The following is a 19,028-nucleotide window of genomic DNA, read 5'->3' as shown; positions in this document are numbered from 1 at the left end:
GGCCGGAAATTTTGCTCCTCAGCGTCGAAGCTCCTGCTAATACGCAGGTTCTGGTACCTGACGAGACGCCGGCCACGTCCGGTGGTAACCCGGGAACCCGCCCGTTGTTGTGTCCCTCACCCAGGGCGGGGCGGCGCGCCGAGGGTGGCCCGGACGGCTCAGTCCGCGAGGGCGGCGAGCGCCCGGACACCCTCCGCGGGGAGGGTGATCCCCTCCTCCGTTCCGGGGTCGACGGCAAGCATGAGATCACCTGCGGGCCACGTCCGCAGCAGCGCGGCCAGTGGCACCCGGCGGTAGCGCCCGACGCTCGGCAGCGCGTCGACGAGGCGCCGCTCCGAGGTGAAGGTGGGGACGAACTGCTGGCCGTCGGGCTGCTCGGCGACGGGCAGCCGCACCACACGGGCATCGCCGTTGTCCCTGGCCGGGTCGCTGACGTCCGGAACGAGGACGTCGGAGGTGGCCAGGGCACCCAGGGCGGCCGAGTCGTCGTGGTCAAGCGCGAGCCGGTGCAGGGCATTGCCCGCCCGGGTCGTCCCGTCGTTGGCGTCGTCGGTCACAGCGGGCTCCTGTCGATCCGGGAGTCGTGCCTTCTGTGGCCTCGCATACCCGGCTCCGCCCGCGTGTACCCGGCTCCGGCCCGAGATGGGCGGCCGCGGCCGTCAGCTCGGCAGCGCGAGATCCGCGATCAGGCTCCGGCGGACGGCGCCGACGATGGGGGTCGCGTCGCTGTAGGCGGGATGATCGACCACCAGCTCCACGGTGACCTCCGGGTCGCGGAACGCGTCCCTGGTGCCGTCGGTGAGCGGGAACCGGAGCATGTGGACCGACACCGTCTCGCTGGGCTGATCGGGGTCCTCGTCCACGCCCGGGATCTCGACGGCGGGCACGGTGACCCCGCCGATCTCCAGCGCCACCCGGCGCTGGACGCCGGAGAGACGGGCCAGCTCGTCGCGCACGGCCTCGACCTGGTTGAGCTCGATGAACATCGTGGCGGTCAGGGCGTGGCTGGACGGCAGCAGCCGCGAGTAGGCCTCGACCTCGTGGGCGACCTCCCCGGGGGCGGTGAGCCGCTCGGTGTAGACCATCTCCTGCACCTGGTAGCGCAACGTCTCGGCGTTCTCGAACTCGAAGAGCAGGATGTCACCGACCCGGACGCGCCGCTCGGCGCGGATCGGGAGCATCCTCGAGCGGGCCTGGACCCGCTGGGCGGAGTAGGCCGTGTGGTCGGTGGTGATGTCGGCGGCGGTGAACGCCATCGTGCGCAGCGTCATCGTGCTGGCTCCCTCCCCGTCGCGAGGACGCATCGACCTCGACGGCCGTCCGGCCGTACTGGGTGTATCCCCGGAGTACCGGATGTACCGGGGTGTAACGGTCTTTCGGGTGTTGCCGAGGTGCCGGATGCCCGGGGGCCCCGAGAGGGCCGGGTGGCGGGCCCGGGGTGACCCCGGGCCCGCTCCGCGCGCCGCTCAGGCGTCAGCGGTCTCCTCGGCGACCACCGCGTCGAGGGCCTTCTTGAAGCGACCGGCGTGGGTCTTCTCGGCGCGGGCCAGCGTCGAGAACCAGTCGGCGATCTCCTCGAAGCCCTCCTCGCGGGCGGTCTTCGCGAAGCCCGGGTACATCGCGGTGAACTCGTAGGTCTCGCCGGCCACGGCGCTGGCGAGGTTCTTCGACGTGTTGCCGACCGGCTCGCCCGTCGCCGGGTCGCCGACCTCGGCGAGGAAGTCCATGTGCCCGAACGCGTGGCCGGTCTCGCCCTCGGCGGTGTCGCGGAACAGGGAGGCCGCGTCGGTCAGGCCCTCGATGTCCGCACGGCGGGCGAAGTACAGGTAACGACGGTTGGCCTGGCTCTCGCCGGCGAACGCCTCCTTGAGGTTCTCGTGGGTCTTGGTGCCGTCAAGCTTCGGCATGCGGTACTCCTCCTACGTGATGGGTGTCGGGTCCTACCGTCGGCCCGGGCGATTGCCCTCGCCGGCGGTCTGACACTCCGGGCACAGGCCCCTGAACTGCAGGTCGTACCCGGTGATCGTGAAACCGGACCGGCGCGCGATCTCGGCCACCATGCCGTCCGGGACGGGGTGGTCGATGTCCGCGGCCCGGCCGCACCGCTCGCACACGGCGTGGTCGTGCCGGCTGGTGTTGGCGTCGTACCTGGCGGCCGCGCCGTCCCCGAGGTTGAGCTCGAGGGCGTGCCCGGTCTCGACGAGCAACGCGAGGGCGCGGTAGACGGTCGCGCTGCCGATCCCGGGGGCCGCGAGTCGCACACGCTCGTAGACCTCCGCCGCCGTCGGATGGTCCTCGGCGGCCTTCAGCACCTCCAGCACACGGGTGCGCTGGGGGGTGAGACGTAGTTCGGTCCGCTCCGGCATCGATCACGTCCGTCATCGGTCGGCGCCGCCCGGGGCGTTCGTCCCGCGTCCCGGTGCCGTGTGTCGGTGTGTCCGCGGCAACGGGCGAACGTCGGGACTGGCGCTCGGACAAACATTGAGAACGAGTCTCAGTATCGCGTGCATCACCACCCGATGGCAAACCCCACGGGCGTCCGCCCCCGAACGGCATGACCGTACCCACCGCCCGTCGCGTCCCGTGAAGCCGGATGGCGTCGCGCCTGGCGGGCGGCGAGCAGATAGCCTTCGGGACGGATACCGGGACGGTGCGACACCCGCCGCCACGCGCCGGGCCTCCGCGGCGACGCCCGGGGCCGCCCGGCGGGGACCGGTGCCCGCGCAGTGCCGGTACCGGCAGTCGTTCCCGATCGCCGACCACGGCGGTCGCCCATCGAGAGGCCCGTGGACGCCATGAGCACCGTCCTCGTGTACGCGAGCAAGGCCGACGTCCGAGAGCGCGTCCTGGCCGCGCTCGGGCGCCGTCCCGCACCCGACCTCGACGAGCTCGAGCTTGTCGAGGTCTCCGACGCGGAGACGCTGATCGACGCCATCGACCACAGCGAGGCGGACCTCTGCATCCTCGACGCCGAGGCCACCCCCTCCGGCGGGATGGGGCTGGCCCGGCAGCTCAAGAACGAGGTCGCCGACTGCCCGCCCATGCTGCTGCTCGTCGCCCGGCGCGACGACCGCTGGCTGGCCACCTGGTCGCAGGCGGACGCGGTGGTCGGCCACCCGATCGACCCGGGCGAGCTCACCGACGCGGTCGTCGGGCTGCTGCGCGCACGGGCCGGCGGAGTCGCCGTCCGGCGCCCGGTGGTCAACGTCCGGCACCACTGACGCCCGGCAGCACCGATCCACCAGGCCGCACCGAACCACCCGGCCGGCGCGACGACGCGGTCGTGCCCGGCCACCGGACCCACGCGAACAACGACTGCAGACGGACACGACATGACGAGCACCGCCTCGGAGCCGCGGGCGACGACGGCCGCGGCCTCCCCCCTCCCGACGGCCGCCTCTTCCCCGGCCGAGTCCCCCTCCCCGGGCGTCACCGCTGCCGGGAGGGCCCGGGCCACCGCCGAGAGCTGGCCGGATCTGATCACCGACCTGATCGCCGGGCAGGCGCTGACCGCCGGCCGGACGGCGTGGGCCATGGAGCAGATCATGGGCGGGCTGGCGACGCCGTCCCAGATCGCCGGCTTCGTGGTGGCGCTGCGGGCCAAGGGTGAGACCGCCCAGGAGATCGGCGGGCTGGTCCGCACGATGCTCGGCTTCGCCGAGCCGCTCACCCTCAGCGAGGAGCTGCGCGCCGCCGCGGTCGACACCTGCGGAACCGGCGGCGACCGCTCGAACACCGTGAACCTGTCGACCATGGCCGCGATCGTGGCGGCCGGCGCCGGGGTCACCGTGGTCAAGCACGGCAACCGCGCGGCGTCGTCGGCGAGCGGGTCGGCCGACGTGCTGGCCGAGCTCGGCATTGTCATCGACCTGCCGCCGGCCGGAGTGGAGGCGTGCCTGGCCGCCGCGGGGATCGCCTTCTGCTTCGCCCCGGTCTTCCACCCGGCGATGCGGCACGTCGGCGCCACCCGCAAGGAGCTGGGGGTGCAGACCGCGTTCAACATCCTCGGCCCGCTGGCGAACCCGGCGCGGCCGGGCGCCCAGACGATCGGTGTGGCCGACGCGCGGCTGGCCCCGGTCGTCGCCGACGTGCTCGCCGAGCGGGGAACCCGGGGCCTCGTCTTCCGCGGCGACGACGGACTGGACGAACTCACCACGGCCACCACGTCGACCGTGTGGGTCGTCCAGGCGCCCGACCCCACGTCCAGCCGCACGCCGGGTTCCACGGCCGGCTCCGTGGCCGGGAGCGCGTCGGAGGCCGCGGCGGTGCGCCGCTCCCGGGTTCGTTCGGAGCACTTCGACCCTCGCGACCTCGGCCTCGCCCGGCCGGACACGACCGCGCTGCGGGGCGCGGACGCCGCCTACAACGCTTCCGTGGCCCGGGCCGTGCTGCGCGGGGAGACCGGGCCGGTCCGCGACGCGGTGCTGCTCGCCGCGGCCGCGACCCTGGTCGCGGTGGACGGCCCCACCGGCGCCCCGGTGGCCGAGCAGATCGCGGCCCAGCTCGGGCGCGCCACCGAGGCCGTCGACTCCGGTGCCGCCGCGGCTGCGCTGAGCCGCTGGGCCGAGGCCAGCCAGCTCGCGGCGACGGCCCGGGGCTTGAGCGGCTCCGTCTAGCAGGGCCCCGTCAGGGCCGTCCCCACCCGCCCGAAAACGACTCAGGGGCCGCGGTTCCAGGTCATCACCTGGAACCGCGGCCCCTGACGCGTCCGCGCCGCCGGTTGGCGGCGCGGACCGGTGGTACCGATCAGTCCTCGGGAATCGGCGGGTTCCAGAAGTTCTCCATCACCAGGCACACGGCGAAGGTGAACGTCAGGACCGCGCCGAGGATGGTCATCCAGATACCGAAGGCCAGCCCCATCGCGGCCACCGCGGCACTCGCCGCGAGAAAGAACGGGTAGTAGCTGCCCGGGGTGAAGTGCCCGAGCTCCCCGACACCGTCGGCGACCTCCGCGTCCGGCAGGTCCTGCGGGCGCATGCCGATCCGCCGGCCGGTGAAGACCAGGTAGCCGCCGACGAGGAAGCCCATGCCCGCGCACAGGGTGAGCGCCGCCGTCCCGGTCGGGTCCTTCGCCCAGAACCAGTAGACCAGGGCCATCGCTCCGGCGAAGAAGCCGAAGAAGTTGAAGATGAAGCCTTCTACCTTCATCGCGCGGCTCCCTGACCGAGTTCCGGTGTGGCGTGGTAATCCGCCCTACCGACGACCGCCGGGTAGTGCAGGTCGAACGCGGGTCGCTCGGAGCGGATGCGCGGCAGCGACCGGAAGTTGTGCCGGGGCGGCGGGCAGGACGTCGCCCACTCCAGCGAGTTGGAGTAGCCCCACGGGTCGTCGACCGCGGCGATCGGGCCCTTGCGGTACGAGTACCACAGGTTGTACAGCAGCGGCAGCGTGGACAGGCCCATCAGGAACGAGCCCGCCGTCGCGAGGGTGTTCAGGTTGGTGAAGCCGTCGTTCGGGCCGTAGTCGGCGAACCGCCGGGGCATGCCCTGGGTGCCCAGCCAGTGGAACACCAGGAAGGTGGCGTTGAAACCCAGGAACAGCGTCCAGAAGTGCAGCTTGGCCAGCTTCTCGTTCAGCATCCGGCCGGTGACCTTCGGGAACCAGAAGTAGACACCCGCGAAGGCCGCGAACATCAGGCCGGCGACGACGTAGTGGAAGTGTCCGACCACGAAGTAGCTGTCACTGACGTGGAAGTCGATCGGCGGGCTGGCCAGCAGCACGCCGGTGAGACCACCGAACAGGAACGTCACCAGGAAGCCGACCGCGAACAGCATCGGCGCCTCGAAGCTGATCTGCCCGCGCCACATCGTGCCGATCCAGTTGAAGAACTTGATCCCGGTGGGCACCGCGATCAGGAACGACAGGAAGGCGAAGAAGGGCAGCAGCACCGCGCCGGTGACGAACATGTGGTGCGCCCACACCGCGACGGAGAGGGCACCGATGCTGATGGTGGCGAACACCAGGCCCTTGTAGCCGAACAGCGGCTTGCGGGAGAACACCGGGATGATCTCGGTGACGATCCCGAAGAACGGCAGGGCGATGATGTAGACCTCGGGATGCCCGAAGAACCAGAACAGGTGCTGCCACAGCATCGCACCGCCGTTCTCGGCGTCGAAGATGTGGGCCCCGAACCTTCGGTCCGCCGCGAGCGCCAGCAGCGCGGCCGCCAGCACCGGGAACGCCACCAGCACCAGGATCGAGGTGACCAGCAGGTTCCAGCAGAAGATCGGCATCCGGAACATCGTCATGCCGGGGGCGCGCAGGCACAGGATCGTGGTGATGAAGTTGACGGCACCGAGGATCGTGCCGAGCCCCTGCACCGTCAGGCCGAGCACCCACAGGTCGGAGCCGACCCCGGGCGAGTACAGCTGGTTACTCAGCGGCGCGTAGGCGAACCAGCCGAACGAGGCCGCACCGCCCGGGCTCAGGAACCCGGCGAACACGGTGAGGCTGCCGAACAGGAACAGCCAGTACGACAGCGCGTTCAGCCGCGGGAACGCGACGTCCGGCGAGCCGATCTGCAGCGGCACGAGGTAGTTGGCGAACGCGAACGCCAGCGGCGTCGCGAACATCAGCAGCATCAGCGTGCCGTGCATGGTGAAGAACTGGTTGTACTGGTCGTTGGAGAAGTACTGCAGCCCCGGGCGGGCCAGCTCGCCACGGATGAAGACCGCGAGGATGCCGGCGATGACGAAGAACGCGAACGACGTCAGGAAGTACATGATCGCGATGTCCTTGTGGGACGTCGTCCTCAGGTACCCGAGCAGGTTCGCGATCGCCGGCTTCTCATGGTTCACCGGCTCATGGGCGTGCCCGGCCGGCCCGGCGGGCGACTCGTGCAGAAGGGTCACTGGACACTCCCGGTGGTGACGCCGGAGGACGGCGACGCGCTGATCGCGGCGCTCTCCCGTTCCTCGATGAAGCGGTCGTACTCGGCACCCGGCACGACCTTGACGTAGAACGTCATCCGGTCGTGGTCGGTGCCGCACAGCTCGGCGCATCGCCCGACGAACGTCCCGGTCTTCGTGGCGGTGAGCTCGAACTGGTTGACCCGCCCGGGGACGACGTCCCGCTTGAACAGGAACTCGGGCACCCAGAACGAGTGGATCACGTCCGGTGACGTCAGCACGAACCGGACGGACCGGCCCTCGGGCAGGACGAGCACCGGCGCCTCGCCGGGACGACCGGTGACCTCGACCTGGTTGCTGCCGGGGGTCTTGCCGGTGTCCAGGTACTGGAACTGCCAGTTCCACCGGAAACCGATGACGTTCACCGTCACGTCGGGCTTGTCCGAGAGCTTGGTGATCTCGGACTCGTCGCGAGCGGTGTAGTAGAACAGGCCCGCCACGATCACGACTGGCACGACGGTGTAAAGGATCTCGACGGGAAGGTTGTACCGGACCTGGCGCGGCAGAACGTCACTGCGCTTCCGGAACACGACGACCGCGTAGAAGATCAGGGCCCACACGAACACACCGACGGCCAGGGCGGCGATCACCGAGCCCTGCCACATGTTCAGGATCCGCGGGGTGTGGTTGGTCACACCGTCCGGGAATCCGAAATTGGGGACGTCGCAGGCGGTCGCCAGCAGGCCGACGGCCACCAGCGTGGCGCCCAGGCGCGCATTGACGCGGCGCCGGCGCGGCCGTCGGTGCCCAACCCGACGGCTCGGCGACGCGTCCGCGTCCGCGGTGTCAGCCGGGGCCATCGGCGTGTCCTCGACATCCGCGAGCGACGGCCGGGTCCGACCGAAGGATCTCCTCACCAGGTCCTGCCTCCCACGACTAGCGGCCGCGCGGCCGGCGGAGGAGATCTGAGCCCCGCCACCGCCTCGTGACCGCGTAAACGCTTCGCGGGCCGGCCGGTCCAACCGGCCTCGCTGCTTCGTCTTCCGACTGTCTTCGACACGCTGTAGATGGTGCGGCAGCAGCGTATCCCAGCAGCGGACGAGCTTCTCGCCGCAGGCCCCGTCCGGAGCTGTGAGACACGACCCGCGGGGCATCCTGGACGGGCCGGAGAGCCCTTGATCCGGGCAGATCGGCGGGCGCGCCGTGGGCGCGTTCCAGCTCCCGGCGGGCGTATCCGCCACCCGCATTGTTCGCGGCACCCCGCAAGCCCTTTCCCCGCCGCCCCGCCTGGCTGCGCGAATGCCCCCACGCGGCCCCGCAACGTCCGGCCAGCTGCTCCGGGACGGGCGTAGCGTCACTCTCGTGCCGGCCTATCTCGACCACGCGTCGACCACGCCGCTGCATCCGGTCGCCCGGGAGGCCCTGCTCGCCGCGCTCGACGACGGCTGGGCCGACCCCGCACGGCTCTACCGCGAGGGCCGCCGCGCGCGGATGCTCCTCGACGCCGCCCGGGAGACCGTCGCCGGCGTCCTCGGCGCCCGGACCAGCGAGATCAGCTTCACCGCGAGCGGGACGGCCGCGGCGCACCAGGCGCTGCTCGGCACCGCCGCCGCCCGCCGCCGCGCCGGGCGGGTGGTTGTGGTCAGTGCCGTGGAACACTCCAGCGTCCTGCACGCCGCGCAGCGCCACGAACGTGCCGGCGGCGAGGTCGTCACGATCGGTGTGGACGGCCTCGGCCGCGCCGACCCGGCCGCGTTCGAGGCCGCGCTCGACGCCCACCCGGGAACGGCCGTGGCCGCCCTGCAGCACGCCAACCACGAGGTGGGCACCGTCCAGCCGGTCGCGGCGGTCGCGCGGGCGCTGCGCCGGCGCGGGGTGCCGCTGCTCACCGACGCGGCGACGACGGTCGGGCGGGTTCCCGTCGACCTCGCCGCGCTGGGCGCGGACCTGCTCACCGCGAGCGCGCACAAGTTCGGCGGGCCGCCCGGGGTGGGCATCCTCGCCGTCCGCACGGGCACCAGGTGGGCCAACCCGCTGCCGGCGGACGAGCGGGAGCACGGGCGGGTTCCCGGCTTCCCGAACGTTCCCGCCGTCGTCGCCACGGCTGCCGCGCTCGCCGTGCGCGCCACCGAGATCGACGCGGAGGCGCCCCGGCTCGCCGGCTACACCGAGCGCCTCCGCCGGCGCCTGCCGGAGCTCGTCGAGGACGTCGAGCTGCTCGGCCCCGGCGGCGCCGACCCGGCGGTGGGAGTGCCGCACATCGTGGCCTTCTCATGCCTTTACGTCGCGGGCGAGGCACTCCTGGACGAGCTCGACCGTGCCGGCATCGCCGTCAGCTCCGGGTCGAGCTGCACCTCGGACACCCTGACGCCCAGCCACGTCCTGGTGGCGATGGGCGCGCTGACCCACGGCAACCTCCGCGTGTCGTTCGGGCGGGACTCCACCGACGCCGACCTGGAGGCGCTGCTCGACGCGCTGCCGCCCGCCGTGCGCGCCGTCCGCGAGCGCGCCGGGGCGGCAGGCCTGTGAACGACGGCTCGCCGGTGGCGGTCGTGGACGCGCGCGGACGGCGCTGCCCCATCCCGATCATCGAGCTCGCGCGGCGGATCGGCGACGTCGATGTGGGCGAGATCATCGAGCTGCTCGCCGACGACCCGGCCGCCGCGGCCGACGTGGCCGCCTGGTGCCGGATGCGGGGCCACGACCTGCTCACCGCCGCACCCGGCGCTGGGCCGGGCTCCTACCTCGTCCGCCGCCTGGGTTGAGACACCTGGGTCAGAACGCCTGCAGGCGCGCGGCGACCTCCGCGGCCGCCTCCGGGCCGTAGGCCTCGGTGAGGCGCTTCACGATGTCGTCCTGATCGGCGCTGTACTCCTGGGTGCCGACCGTCTCGAGCACCAGGGTCGCCAGCAGGCATCCCACCTGCGCGGACCGCTCGTGCGACAGCTCCCAGGACAGCCCGGCGAGGAACCCGGCCCGGAAGGCGTCCCCCACCCCGGTGGGGTCGGGGGTGCAGCGCGCCGGGACCACCGGCACCTTGACCGCCGCGGCGCCGGGCGCCTCGATGACGACGCCGTCCTTGCCCAGGGTGGTGACGCGCACGCCGACCCGGCCGAGGATCTCCTCGTCGTTCCACCCGGTCTTCGACGCGAGCAGAGCCTTCTCGTACTCGTTGCAGAACAGGTAGGCCGCGCCGTCGATCAGCGAACGGATGTCGTCGCCCTCCATCCGGGCGAGCTGCTGGGACGGGTCGGCCGCGAAGGAGTATCCGCGCTCGCGGCACTCCTCGGTGTGCCGGACCATCGCCTGCGGGTCGTTGGGGCTGATCACCACCAGGTCGAGCCCGCCCAGGCGCTCCGCGACCGGGCGCAGCTCGATGCTGGCCGCCTCGCTCATCGCGCCCGGGTAGAAGGACGCGATCTGGCAGAGGTCGTTGTCCGTGGTGCACACGAAGCGGGCGGTGTGCGCGATCTCACTCACCCAGACCGACGCGGTGTCGACACCATGCCGGTCGAGCCAGGAGCGGTAGTCGGCGAAGTCCTCCCCGACCGCTCCCACCAGGATCGGGTGCAGGCCGAGGCGCCCCAGACCGAAGGAGATGTTCGCGGCGACCCCACCGCGGCGGATCATGAGCTCGTCCACGAGGAACGACAGCGAGACCCGCTCGAGCTGGTCGGCGAGCAGCTGCTCGGCGAACCGCCCGGGAAAGCGCATGAGGTGGTCGGTGGCGATGGAACCAGTCACGGCAATACGCACGATGGAGCAGCCTACCGGCAGCCCCCGCGCACCCCGGAGGGACGTCGCCCCACAGTGACCCTGCGTCCGACCTTCGACCGTTTCGGAAGAGGGGCGGGCGTTCGGAACAGGGGCGGAAATGGCGGAACCCGGTGTGGCAAGAAGCACCACACCGGGTTCCGTATCGAGGGATCAGCTACCTCCCCCGCCGACCGGAGACGAGACGCGGCCCACCGGGACGGCCCGCGCCCGCCCGCGCCCGATCAGTGGAAGGAGTCGCCACACGCGCAGGAGCCCTGCGCGTTCGGGTTGTCGATCGTGAAGCCCTGCTTCTCGATCGTGTCGACGAAGTCGATCGTCGCGCCGCCGAGGTAGGGGTAGCTCATCCGGTCGACGGCCACCTTGACCCCCGAGAAGTCGAGCACCGTGTCGCCGTCGAGCTGGCGCTCGTCAAAGAAGAGCTGGTAGCGCATGCCAGAGCAGCCGCCGGGCTGCACGGCGATCCGGAGCTGGAGGTCATCCCTCCCCTCCTGCTCGAGCAGGGTCTTCACCTTGCCGGCGGCCGTGTCGGTGAGAACGACGCTGCTCGGCCTGGTCTCGGTCTCGGTTGTGTCCTGCACGGTCATAGGGGCTGCTCCCTGCCCTTGTGGACGTGCCTGGTTCACCAGGCTTGCTGGTACCCAAGGCGGCTTACGCGAGGAGACGCCAACGGGCGACGGCTCCCCACGGGCGGCACCTGCTGTGCCGCCGTTCCTGCTCAACACCGCGAGGCAGGATCCGCTTCCCATCGTAGCCAGCGACTCGCGGGTCGGCCACGACGCGCAAGTGACATCCGTCCGCCATCCGGGGCCCGACCGGACCAGGCCCCCGGGGCCCGACCGGACCAAGTTCGCGCAGACCAGGCGTTCCGGAGTTAGAGTCTGAACGACCATTAGCAGGCGGCCCACAGCGAGGCCACGAGCAGCGAGCGAGGCGACCGGGCCCCCGGTCGGTCGCCCGAAGGAGCGGACATGACCACCAACCCGGCCCTGGAACGCCTGGGCGTCACCGCCTCACCGCTCGCCATGCTCCTGCTCGGGCGCGACGCCGACCCGGGGAGCGAACGGGGCGTGGAGTGCCCCGGCGATCTCCCCCCGGCCGCTGATCCCGACCTCGCCAGGCGGGCCGCCGCCGCCAAGGCCGCGCTCGGCGACGACGTCTTCATCCTGGGCCACCACTACCAGCGTGACGACGTCATCGCCTTCGCGGATGTGACCGGGGACTCCTTCAAGCTCGCCCAGCAGGCCGCCGCCCGGCCGGCGGCGAGCGCGATCGTGTTCTGCGGCGTGCACTTCATGGCCGAGAGCGCCGACATCCTCACCGCCGACCACCAGCGGGTGATCCTCCCCGACCTGGCCGCCGGCTGCTCGATGGCCGACATGGCCACCGCCGAGCAGGTCGAGCAGGCCTGGGACGACCTCCTCGACGCCGGCGTCGCCACCGGCACGGTGCCGGTCAGCTACATGAACTCCTCGGCGGCGATCAAGGCGTTCACCGGCCGCCACGGCGGCACGATCTGCACCTCGTCGAACGCCGAGCGGGCTCTGGACTGGGCCTTCGGCGAGCGGGGCGGCCAGCGGGTGATCTTCCTGCCGGACCAGCACCTGGGCCGCAACACCGCGATCGACAAGCTGGGCATGTCCGAGGCCGACTGCGTGGTCTACGACCCGCGGCGGCCCGGCGGCGGTCTGAGCCGCGCGCAGCTGCGCGACGCACGCATGATCCTGTGGCGCGGGCACTGCTCGGTGCACGGGCGGTTCACCCGGGAATGCGTGGACGAGGTGCGCGAGCGGGTGCCGGGGGTACAGGTCCTGGTGCACCCGGAATGCCGGCGCGAGGTCGTGAGCGCCGCTGACCTGGTCGGTTCCACCGAGTACATCATCAAGGTCGTGGACGAGGCCCCGCCCGGGTCGTCATTCGCCGTGGGAACCGAGCTGAACCTGGTACAACGGCTGGCGAACCGCCATCCTGACAAGACGATCGTCTTTCTCGACCGTACGGTGTGCTTCTGCTCCACGATGAACCGCATCGACATGCCGCACCTGGTGTGGGCGCTCGAGGCGCTCGCGCGCGGTGAGACCGTCAACCGCATCACCGTCGACCCCGAGGTCGCGACCTATTCCCGGAAGGCCCTAGACCAGATGTTGACCCTGCCCTGATGGCGCTGCTGAAGAAGCGGAGCCCCGAGCCCGCGCCCGGCCCGGAGAACGAGGAGCCGTCCGCCGGCGCGGTCGACCAGGCCGACGGTGACGCCGGCGCGAGCGCCCGGGTCACCGCCGGCAAGGGCCGGCCAACCCCGAAGCGGTCCGAGGCACGCGCCGCGCGGACCCGCGGCGGCGCGGTGCGCACCCCGGCGAACCGCAAGGACGCCCGCAAGATCGAGCGGGAGGACCGGCGGGCGCAGAGCCAGCAGTACCGCGCCGCGATGATGGCCGGCGACGTCAGCCGCCTGCCGCCCCGCGAGCGGGCGCCGGAACGCGTCCTGGCCCGGGACTTCGTCGACACCCGGATCAACATCGGCCCGTTCTTCCTGGCCGCGGCGGTGGTGTACTTCGTCGGCGGGCTGGTGCCGAACTCCTACGTCCGGCTCGTCGCCACCTACGTCATGCTGCTCGGGATCGTTGCCGTGGTCGCCGACTCGATCGTGCTGTCGCGGCAGGTGAGCCGGCGGGTGGCCGAGAAGTACCCGGACTCCAGCGTCCGCGTGCGTGCCTACGCCGCGCAGCGGGCCCTGCTGCCGCGCCGCTGGCGGATGCCCCGCCCCCGGGTGTCCCGCGGCGACAGCTGACGGCCGACAGCTGTCGCTCGCGACCGGCGGCTCGCGGCTCGGCGGTGGGCACTACGAGGCACGGCCGGACGTTGGCCGGGCCCGGGAGCTGGTGCGTAGTGTTCCGGTGTGAAGCATCGACGCCTCGGGCGGAGTGGACTGTCCGTCAGCGAGATCTCCTACGGCAACTGGATCACCCACGGTGACCAGATCGAGGCCGACACGGCGAAGGCCTGCGTGCACGCTGCGCTCGACGAGGGAATCACCACGTTCGACACGGCCGACGTGTACGCCCAGACCCGCGCCGAGTCGGTTCTCGGCGAGGCCCTGGCCGGGGTCCGCCGGGAGTCCTACGAGCTGTTCACCAAGGTCTTCTGGCCGACCGGCCCCGGCGAGAACGACAAGGGCCTGGGGCGCAAGCACATCATCGAGTCCGCGCACAACTCGCTGCGCCGGCTCGGCACCGACCACATCGACCTCTACCAGGCCCACCGCTACGACCCGACGGTCCCGCTAGAGGAGACGCTGCGCGCCTTCGACGACCTGGTGCGCGCCGGCAAGGTCCTCTACGTCGGCGTCTCGGAGTGGACGGCGGCGCAGATCGCCGACGCCGCGCGGATCGCCGCCGAGCTCGGCCTGGACAGGATCATCTCCAACCAGCCGCAGTACTCGATGCTGTGGCGCACCATCGAGGCCGAGGTGGTGCCGACCTCCCGCACGCTGGGCATCTCCCAGATCGTCTGGTCGCCGATCGCCCAGGGCGTGCTGACCGGCAAGTACCTGCCCGGGCAGCCGCCGCCCACCGGCAGCCGGGCGACCGGCGCGACCGGCGCGGGCTTCATCGCCCGTTTCATGTCCGACGAGGTCCTGACGGCCGTGCAGCACCTGCGCCCGATCGCCACGGAGGCCGGCCTGACGATGGCGCAGCTCGCCATCGCCTGGGTCCTGCAGAACGACAACGTGGCGTCCGCGATCGTCGGCGCCTCCCGGCCCGAGCAGGTCAAGGACAACGTCAGGGCGGCCGGCGTCGTCCTGGAGCCGGAGCTGCTCGCCCGCATCGACAAGGTGTTCGCCGGCGTGGCGACCACCGAGCCGGAGGCCTGACCGCCACCGCGCGGCGCCCGGGGGTTCAGTGGGCGGTGAAGGCCGCAGCCAGCGCCGCCCACGTCCGGTCGAGGTCCGAGCCGGGCAGGAACCGGTTCGCCAGCTCCAGCACGACCGCGCCGTGCGCCGCGGCCCACAGGGCCTGCGCCGCGTACGGCTCACCGGTGGCCCGGTAGAACGGCTCACCCGACCAGTCCTCCAGGCCGGCCGTCAGGCCCTCGCGCCCGAGCGGGTCGACCGCGGTAAGCCGGTACAGGTTGGGGTGGGCCAGGGCGTACCGCCGGTACTCGGCCAGCAGCCGGCCGACGACGTCGCCCGGGCCGGCCCCGTCGACCACGCGGTGCAGGGCGTCCCCCGCCTCCCACAGCGCGGTCTCGACCAGGGCCGCCTCGACCGCGTGCTTGCCCGGCAGATGCTTGTACAGCGACGGCGCGCGGATGCCGAGCACCTCGCCGAGCCGGCGCATCGTGAGCGACCCCACGCCCTCGTCCTCCAGCAGGCGCCGGGCCGCGCCGATGATCTCCGTCACCCGCGGCGACCGTGTGGGCGGCGTCGGGCGCAGCGCGACCCGCTCAACCGGCACGGCCGGCCGCGGCGGGTCCGCCGGCAGTCCCGTGTCCGCAGGTGGCCCCGTGTCCGCCGGCCGCGGCGCCGCCGGCAGCCGCAGGTCCGTCATCAGGCGGCGGCGAGGATGAAGACCGGGTGCCGCGGCGCGATCCGGCCCAGCTCCTCGTCGGCCGACTCCGGGCCCACGCCGTCGAAGAACACGCCGACCTCCGCCTTCCACTTCTTCAGGTACGCCCGCAGCACCGGGATCTTCTCATCGCCGGCGAGCTCGGCCGCACGGTAGCGGACCCGCCGGCGCCCCACGACGAGCGCCAGCTCGCCGTCGGCGGCCCGCACGTTGCGGACCCACTGGCTGTGCCCGCGCGCGGAGACCAGGTACTGCCGTCCCTCCAGCGTGAGCAGGTTCACCGGCAACCGCCGGGTCTCGCCGGATGTGCGACCGCGGACCTCGAGCACCCGGCTCCCCCACAGGCTCAGCCCGGCCCGGGTGACCAGCGCGACCGGGCGGTTGAGGAACGTGTTCGTGAACCAGTTGGGCCGCCGGTAGTGCCGGGCGTCGTCGTCCCGGGTGTCGCCGATCGGGTTCGCGCCGCTGCTCGCCATTGTGATCTCCCCTGTCTTCTCGGGCTCCGATTGTTGGCTAACAACGTTAGCCAACGAGGTAAGGCTAACACTGTTAGCCGAGGGGGTGTCAACCCGTTCGGGCCCGTTCGGTGGGACTTGGTCCGCGGGCTCTGCTACCCGCGGGCAGGGGCCGGCCTGGCAGCCGGGGAGACGGCCCTCAGGTCACCGGGCGCAGGCTCATCGGCCCGTAGACGCGCCGGCCCGCCTCCAGCAGACTCACCTGCGTCACGCCCAGATCCAGCAACTCTCGCCAGGTCTCGCCGATCCACGTCTCGGCGTCCCCCTGGCTGGTGAACGACTCCGACCCGTCCGCGCCGCCGACCGCCACGACCGAGCCGTCCTCTCCCTCATACCGCCAGGTCCAGCTCACGGTCCACGTCCTTCCCGACGTCCGGCGGCCTCGGCCACCGAGCCGGGGCCACCACCGACCCCGGGAAATGCCCACCACACCATCAAAGCGCGTCCGGACCGGACGCGAGGCCGTCCCGCGCCGCTGGCGATGAGCAACTCATCCGCGGCGCGACCCACCGCGGGACGGGACGGATCCGCGCCAGCCCGTGGATCGGCCCACGAGCAAGGCACCGGCGACCCGAAGGTCGGTAACGTCGAGACCCGCGAGTGACACACGAGCAGCACGGTTCAGCCCGGAGAAAGGAAGGCACCAGTGACACCCGCCTACACCGCCGCGGCGGTACTCGCCGAGACAACCGAGCACCACGACGGGGGAATGGTCTGGTGGGCCGCCTGCCTGCTCACCTTCGGCGCGATCGCGGCGCTCGCCGTGGTCCTGACGCTGATGACGCTGTGGGAGCGCAAGCGCCACCCGCACTCGCACTCCTGATCGCCCGGGGTCCGGCGCGGTGCGGCTCACGCTGCTGGGTACGGGCTCGGCCGACGGATGGCCGAACCCGTGGTGCGAGTGCGCCTCCTGCGCATGGGCCCGGGCGCACGAGCCCCGCGGCCAGACGGCCGTGCTCGTCGACGACCGGCTGCTCATCGACTTCGGTCCGGACGTGCCGCGGGCGGCGTCCCGGTTCGGGGTGAGCCTGGCGGGGCTGCGCCACGTCCTCGTCGGGCACGCCCATCCCGACCACCTCGGCCCGGAGGCGCTGATGTGGCGGTCCTGGTCGACCGTCGCCGACCAGCCGCTGGACGTCGTCGCGCCGCCGGCCGCGCTGGAGGTGTGCCGGGCCTTCCTGTGTCGCTGGGAGGGCACCGAGCCGGGCGAGGGCTCCCCGCTGCGCCTGCTCCCGGCCGTCGCCGGCGATCACCTCGAGCTCGGCGGGCCGGGCGAGCCCACCGAGCCGGGCGAGCCCCACAGGCCCGGCGGGCCGGGTTACCTGGTCCGCCCGGTGGCGGCCCGGCACGGTGACGACAGCATCGGGCCGGCGGTGCTCTACGACGTCACCGCGCCGGACGGGGCACGCCTGCTGTACGGGTGCGACACCGCCGTGCCGCTGCCGCCCGCGACGCTCGCCGCGCTGGCCGGCCGCGCGTTCGACGTCGTGCTGCTGGAGGAGAACAACGGCGACCGGCCCGGGTTCGGGGAGCATCTCGACCTCCCGGACTTCGCCGAGCTGGTCGCCGAGCTGCGCGGCCTGGGCGCGGTCGTGCCCTCGACCCGGGTGCTCGCCGTCCACCTCAGCCACCGCAACCCGCCCGGTGGCGAGCTGACGGCACGGCTCGCCCGCATCGGAGCCGAGGCTCCGCCGGACGGCAGCGTCCTGGAGATCCCACCCGGCGGGGCCCTCCCGGACGGCAGCACGGCGGCGCCACGCCGGGTACTGATCACCGGTGGCACCCGGTCGGGAAAGTCCGCCCAGGCCGAGGACTGGCTGCGGGCAGAGCCCGAGGTCGTCTACGTCGCCACCGGGTGGGCGCCGGACGGGTCCGATCCCGAGTGGGCCGCGCGGGTCGCCGTCCACCGGGAACGCCGGCCGGCCCGGTGGCACACCGTGGAGACCCAGGAGCTGGAGCCGCTGCTGCGCTCCCCCGGGCCGGCGCTGCTCGTCGACAGCGTCTCGCTGTGGGTGGCGGCCCGGCTGGACGATCCGGACTTCGGCGCGGCGGTCGACCGGCTCGTCGAGGCCTGGCGCGCCACGCGCCGGCGGGTGGTGGCGGTGACGGACGAGGTCGGGTCGGGGGCGGTGGCGCCGACCGCCGCCGGGCGGCTGTTCGCCGACCGCCTCGGTCAGGTCAACGCACGGCTCGCCGCCGAGTCCGACGAGGTGTGGCTGGCCGTCGCCGGCCTGGCCACCCGGCTGCGGCCCGCCTGACCCAGCCGGGTTACCGCGCGGGCGGTCGCGGCTGCGGCCGGTGGTCCTCGCGGATGCCGTCCGCCAGCAGGTCCAGTGCCCAGGTGACCGCGCCCGTCGCCGCGTCCAGGTCGAGCTTCCAGGCGGTGACCAGCCGTTCGTAGACGTGCCCGGTCCAGAGGATGTCCAGGATCGCGGCCGCCATCCGCCGCTGGGTGTCGGTCCATTCCGCCGTCGGCGGGGCGACCGCGCGGGCGAGCGCCTCGCGCCGGCGGCGGTCGGCGGCGCGGGTGGGCTCGACGGCTTCCCCGCTCAGGCCCGGCGAGGCGGCGAAGCGGTCCAGGGTCGCCAGCCCGCCGGCCGCGGTGTCGGCGAGGTTGTCCAGGTCGAGGCCTTCGTAGACGACCCCGGCCTCCTTCTCGAGGTTGCGAAGGATGGCGTCGTGCAGCTCGCCCTCGGTGGCGAAGTAGCGGTGCACGGTCCGCTTGCTCACGCCGGCGCGCTCGGCGACCGCGCGGAACGTCAGGCCTCGCCAGTCCCAGGTCGGGAACGAGTGGACCAGCGCCGTCCCGGCGGCGACTATGCGCTCCCGCGTCTGCGCGGTCTGCGCCCGGCGCACCGGGCTGTCGTAGCGGCGCGTCTGCCGGGCTGGATCGCTCCCGTCCGTGTGCTGGTCGACCGGAAGGCTCATGGCGGCTCCTCGGGCTGTCGCGCCGGGGCGGGACCGGACGCCGGGCAGTGGGAGTGGCGGGGACAGCGGGAGCGACGCAAGCCGGTTGACGGTCCAATTAGTGTCACTATTGTAGTGACACTAAAGCTCCCGGCGCTCATGCCGCGGCGCACCGGCAGCGGCGCGCCCCCGTGGCCCACCAGGAGCCCACGCGATCAACGAGGAGCGGCTGTGAAGCGGTTACTGATCGACGGAAAGCTTGTCGAGACCGAGCGGACGGTCGACTCGATCAACCCCACGACCGGCGAAGTCATCGGCCAGGCCGCGGACGCGACGGTCGAAGAGACCACCGCCGCGGTCAAGGCCGCCCGCAAGGCCTTCGACACCACCGACTGGTCGACCAACGTCGCGTTCCGCGT

At 72.6% G+C, this 19,028-nt stretch carries 23 protein-coding genes; 10 read left to right on the top strand and 13 right to left on the bottom strand.

All coding sequences use genetic code 11. From position 1 onward, the window contains the following. Positions 1 to 158 precede the first annotated feature (158 nt). The 4 genes from E0504_RS26920 to E0504_RS26905 all read right to left on the bottom strand — a co-directional run bounded on the left by E0504_RS26920 (position 159) and on the right by E0504_RS26905 (position 2,366). Entirely contained in the window at positions 159 to 557 is a 399-nt protein-coding gene (locus tag E0504_RS26920) for an SseB family protein (RefSeq protein WP_041253891.1), read from the bottom strand. Positions 558 to 659: 102 nt separating this feature from the next. Next, positions 660 to 1,256, bottom strand: coding sequence for a DUF3501 family protein (locus E0504_RS26915; protein WP_131626062.1), 597 nt, complete (start codon positions 1,254 to 1,256; stop codon positions 660 to 662). Between the two features lie 210 nt (positions 1,257 to 1,466). Further along, on the bottom strand, positions 1,467 to 1,907 hold the full coding sequence (locus E0504_RS26910; RefSeq protein ID WP_020459414.1) for a rubrerythrin family protein: 441 nt from the start codon (positions 1,905 to 1,907) through the stop codon (positions 1,467 to 1,469). Positions 1,908 to 1,940: 33 nt separating this feature from the next. Continuing rightward, entirely contained in the window at positions 1,941 to 2,366 is a 426-nt protein-coding gene (locus E0504_RS26905) for a Fur family transcriptional regulator (protein ID WP_112105420.1), read from the bottom strand. A gap of 429 nt (positions 2,367 to 2,795) precedes the next feature. On the opposite strand from E0504_RS26905, the gene E0504_RS26900 reads away from it, so the two are divergent. Both E0504_RS26900 and trpD read left to right on the top strand, forming a co-directional pair. Beyond that, positions 2,796 to 3,221, top strand: a complete 426-nt coding sequence (locus E0504_RS26900) for a hypothetical protein (protein ID WP_071061994.1) — start codon at positions 2,796 to 2,798, stop codon at positions 3,219 to 3,221. Positions 3,222 to 3,332: 111 nt separating this feature from the next. Further along, positions 3,333 to 4,616 carry an anthranilate phosphoribosyltransferase gene (gene trpD, locus E0504_RS26895; protein WP_131626050.1) on the top strand — a complete coding sequence of 428 codons (1,284 nt, stop codon included), beginning with the start codon at positions 3,333 to 3,335 and terminating at the stop codon, positions 4,614 to 4,616. Between the two features lie 130 nt (positions 4,617 to 4,746). Here the strand turns inward: trpD and E0504_RS26890 are convergent, their stop codons facing one another. Genes E0504_RS26890 through coxB form a run of 3 tightly spaced genes read right to left on the bottom strand, consistent with a single transcriptional unit; the run spans position 4,747 to position 7,708 of the window. Beyond that, positions 4,747 to 5,148 (bottom strand): cytochrome c oxidase subunit 4, encoded by a 402-nt coding sequence (locus tag E0504_RS26890; protein WP_020459410.1) that lies wholly within the window; start codon positions 5,146 to 5,148, stop codon positions 4,747 to 4,749. Further along, positions 5,145 to 6,851, bottom strand: coding sequence for a cytochrome c oxidase subunit I (gene ctaD / locus E0504_RS26885; RefSeq protein WP_071061944.1), 1,707 nt, complete (start codon positions 6,849 to 6,851; stop codon positions 5,145 to 5,147). The genes E0504_RS26890 and ctaD overlap by 4 nt, the downstream gene beginning before the upstream one ends. After that, positions 6,848 to 7,708, bottom strand: coding sequence for a cytochrome c oxidase subunit II (gene coxB / locus E0504_RS26880; protein ID WP_071061947.1), 861 nt, complete (start codon positions 7,706 to 7,708; stop codon positions 6,848 to 6,850). The genes ctaD and coxB overlap by 4 nt, the downstream gene beginning before the upstream one ends. Before the next feature lie 502 nt (positions 7,709 to 8,210). On the opposite strand from coxB, the gene E0504_RS26875 reads away from it, so the two are divergent. Continuing rightward, the gene (locus tag E0504_RS26875; RefSeq protein ID WP_112105675.1) at positions 8,211 to 9,377 is read left to right on the top strand and encodes a cysteine desulfurase family protein; all 1,167 of its coding nucleotides are present in this window, start codon (positions 8,211 to 8,213) and stop codon (positions 9,375 to 9,377) included. Beyond that, positions 9,374 to 9,613: a sulfurtransferase TusA family protein gene (locus tag E0504_RS26870; RefSeq protein ID WP_112105674.1), complete on the top strand. Its 240-nt coding sequence runs from the start codon at positions 9,374 to 9,376 to the stop codon at positions 9,611 to 9,613. The genes E0504_RS26875 and E0504_RS26870 overlap by 4 nt, the downstream gene beginning before the upstream one ends. Positions 9,614 to 9,623: 10 nt before the next feature. Here E0504_RS26870 and E0504_RS26865 read toward each other — a convergent pair whose 3' ends face one another. Beyond that, complete coding sequence (locus E0504_RS26865) at positions 9,624 to 10,604, bottom strand: carbohydrate kinase family protein (RefSeq protein ID WP_071061952.1); 981 nt, start codon at positions 10,602 to 10,604, stop codon at positions 9,624 to 9,626. Between the two features lie 242 nt (positions 10,605 to 10,846). Then, positions 10,847 to 11,209 (bottom strand): iron-sulfur cluster insertion protein ErpA, encoded by a 363-nt coding sequence (gene erpA / locus E0504_RS26860; protein ID WP_020459404.1) that lies wholly within the window; start codon positions 11,207 to 11,209, stop codon positions 10,847 to 10,849. Between the two features lie 384 nt (positions 11,210 to 11,593). Between erpA and nadA the strand changes: the two genes are divergently transcribed. From nadA to E0504_RS26845, 3 genes are all read left to right on the top strand, one after another. Continuing rightward, entirely contained in the window at positions 11,594 to 12,781 is a 1,188-nt protein-coding gene (nadA, locus tag E0504_RS26855; RefSeq protein WP_112105673.1) for a quinolinate synthase NadA, read from the top strand. Beyond that, the gene (locus E0504_RS26850; RefSeq protein WP_071061957.1) at positions 12,781 to 13,410 is read left to right on the top strand and encodes a DUF3043 domain-containing protein; all 630 of its coding nucleotides are present in this window, start codon (positions 12,781 to 12,783) and stop codon (positions 13,408 to 13,410) included. Before nadA ends, E0504_RS26850 begins: the two co-directional genes overlap by 1 nt. A gap of 108 nt (positions 13,411 to 13,518) precedes the next feature. Then, positions 13,519 to 14,493, top strand: a complete 975-nt coding sequence (locus tag E0504_RS26845) for an aldo/keto reductase family protein (protein ID WP_112105672.1) — start codon at positions 13,519 to 13,521, stop codon at positions 14,491 to 14,493. 25 nt (positions 14,494 to 14,518) lie between these two features. On the opposite strand, the gene E0504_RS26840 is transcribed toward E0504_RS26845, so the two are convergent. The 3 genes from E0504_RS26840 to E0504_RS26830 form a co-directional block, all read right to left on the bottom strand. Beyond that, positions 14,519 to 15,169: a TetR/AcrR family transcriptional regulator gene (locus E0504_RS26840; RefSeq protein ID WP_071061962.1), complete on the bottom strand. Its 651-nt coding sequence runs from the start codon at positions 15,167 to 15,169 to the stop codon at positions 14,519 to 14,521. After that, the gene (locus E0504_RS26835; RefSeq protein WP_071061964.1) at positions 15,169 to 15,663 is read right to left on the bottom strand and encodes a nitroreductase/quinone reductase family protein; all 495 of its coding nucleotides are present in this window, start codon (positions 15,661 to 15,663) and stop codon (positions 15,169 to 15,171) included. The genes E0504_RS26840 and E0504_RS26835 overlap by 1 nt, the downstream gene beginning before the upstream one ends. A 178-nt stretch (positions 15,664 to 15,841) precedes the next feature. Next, complete coding sequence (locus E0504_RS26830) at positions 15,842 to 16,054, bottom strand: hypothetical protein (protein WP_020459398.1); 213 nt, start codon at positions 16,052 to 16,054, stop codon at positions 15,842 to 15,844. A 294-nt stretch (positions 16,055 to 16,348) separates the two neighbouring features. Between E0504_RS26830 and E0504_RS50515 the strand changes: the two genes are divergently transcribed. Then, a complete protein-coding gene (locus E0504_RS50515; RefSeq protein ID WP_165938622.1) occupies positions 16,349 to 16,525 on the top strand; it encodes a hypothetical protein in 177 nt (58 codons plus the stop codon). Positions 16,526 to 16,544: 19 nt separating this feature from the next. Beyond that, positions 16,545 to 17,960, top strand: coding sequence for a bifunctional adenosylcobinamide kinase/adenosylcobinamide-phosphate guanylyltransferase (locus tag E0504_RS26825; protein WP_112105671.1), 1,416 nt, complete (start codon positions 16,545 to 16,547; stop codon positions 17,958 to 17,960). A gap of 10 nt (positions 17,961 to 17,970) precedes the next feature. Here E0504_RS26825 and E0504_RS26820 read toward each other — a convergent pair whose 3' ends face one another. Beyond that, positions 17,971 to 18,630, bottom strand: a complete 660-nt coding sequence (locus E0504_RS26820; RefSeq protein ID WP_112105670.1) for a TetR/AcrR family transcriptional regulator — start codon at positions 18,628 to 18,630, stop codon at positions 17,971 to 17,973. A 210-nt stretch (positions 18,631 to 18,840) separates the two neighbouring features. Between E0504_RS26820 and E0504_RS26815 the strand changes: the two genes are divergently transcribed. After that, the coding region (locus E0504_RS26815; protein WP_131626049.1) for an aldehyde dehydrogenase family protein at positions 18,841 to 19,028 on the top strand (188 nt) is incomplete at its 3' end.

It is taken from the genome of Parafrankia sp. BMG5.11, assembly GCF_004337455.1.
Note: the sequence above shows the minus strand (reverse complement) of the source record. Positions and strands in the feature narration are given on the sequence as shown.

Coding starts and splice junctions, on each gene's coding strand:
- E0504_RS26915 (WP_131626062.1), bottom strand. CDS start 1,256: ATGGCGTTCACCGCCGCCGACATCACCACCGACCACACGGCCTACTCC.
- E0504_RS26910 (WP_020459414.1), bottom strand. CDS start 1,907: ATGCCGAAGCTTGACGGCACCAAGACCCACGAGAACCTCAAGGAGGCG.
- E0504_RS26905 (WP_112105420.1), bottom strand. CDS start 2,366: ATGCCGGAGCGGACCGAACTACGTCTCACCCCCCAGCGCACCCGTGTG.
- E0504_RS26900 (WP_071061994.1), top strand. CDS start 2,796: ATGAGCACCGTCCTCGTGTACGCGAGCAAGGCCGACGTCCGAGAGCGC.
- trpD (WP_131626050.1), top strand. CDS start 3,333: ATGACGAGCACCGCCTCGGAGCCGCGGGCGACGACGGCCGCGGCCTCC.
- E0504_RS26890 (WP_020459410.1), bottom strand. CDS start 5,148: ATGAAGGTAGAAGGCTTCATCTTCAACTTCTTCGGCTTCTTCGCCGGA.
- coxB (WP_071061947.1), bottom strand. CDS start 7,708: ATGGCCCCGGCTGACACCGCGGACGCGGACGCGTCGCCGAGCCGTCGG.
- erpA (WP_020459404.1), bottom strand. CDS start 11,209: ATGACCGTGCAGGACACAACCGAGACCGAGACCAGGCCGAGCAGCGTC.
- nadA (WP_112105673.1), top strand. CDS start 11,594: ATGACCACCAACCCGGCCCTGGAACGCCTGGGCGTCACCGCCTCACCG.
- E0504_RS26850 (WP_071061957.1), top strand. CDS start 12,781: ATGGCGCTGCTGAAGAAGCGGAGCCCCGAGCCCGCGCCCGGCCCGGAG.
- E0504_RS26840 (WP_071061962.1), bottom strand. CDS start 15,169: ATGACGGACCTGCGGCTGCCGGCGGCGCCGCGGCCGGCGGACACGGGG.
- E0504_RS26835 (WP_071061964.1), bottom strand. CDS start 15,663: ATGGCGAGCAGCGGCGCGAACCCGATCGGCGACACCCGGGACGACGAC.
- E0504_RS26820 (WP_112105670.1), bottom strand. CDS start 18,630: ATGAGCCTTCCGGTCGACCAGCACACGGACGGGAGCGATCCAGCCCGG.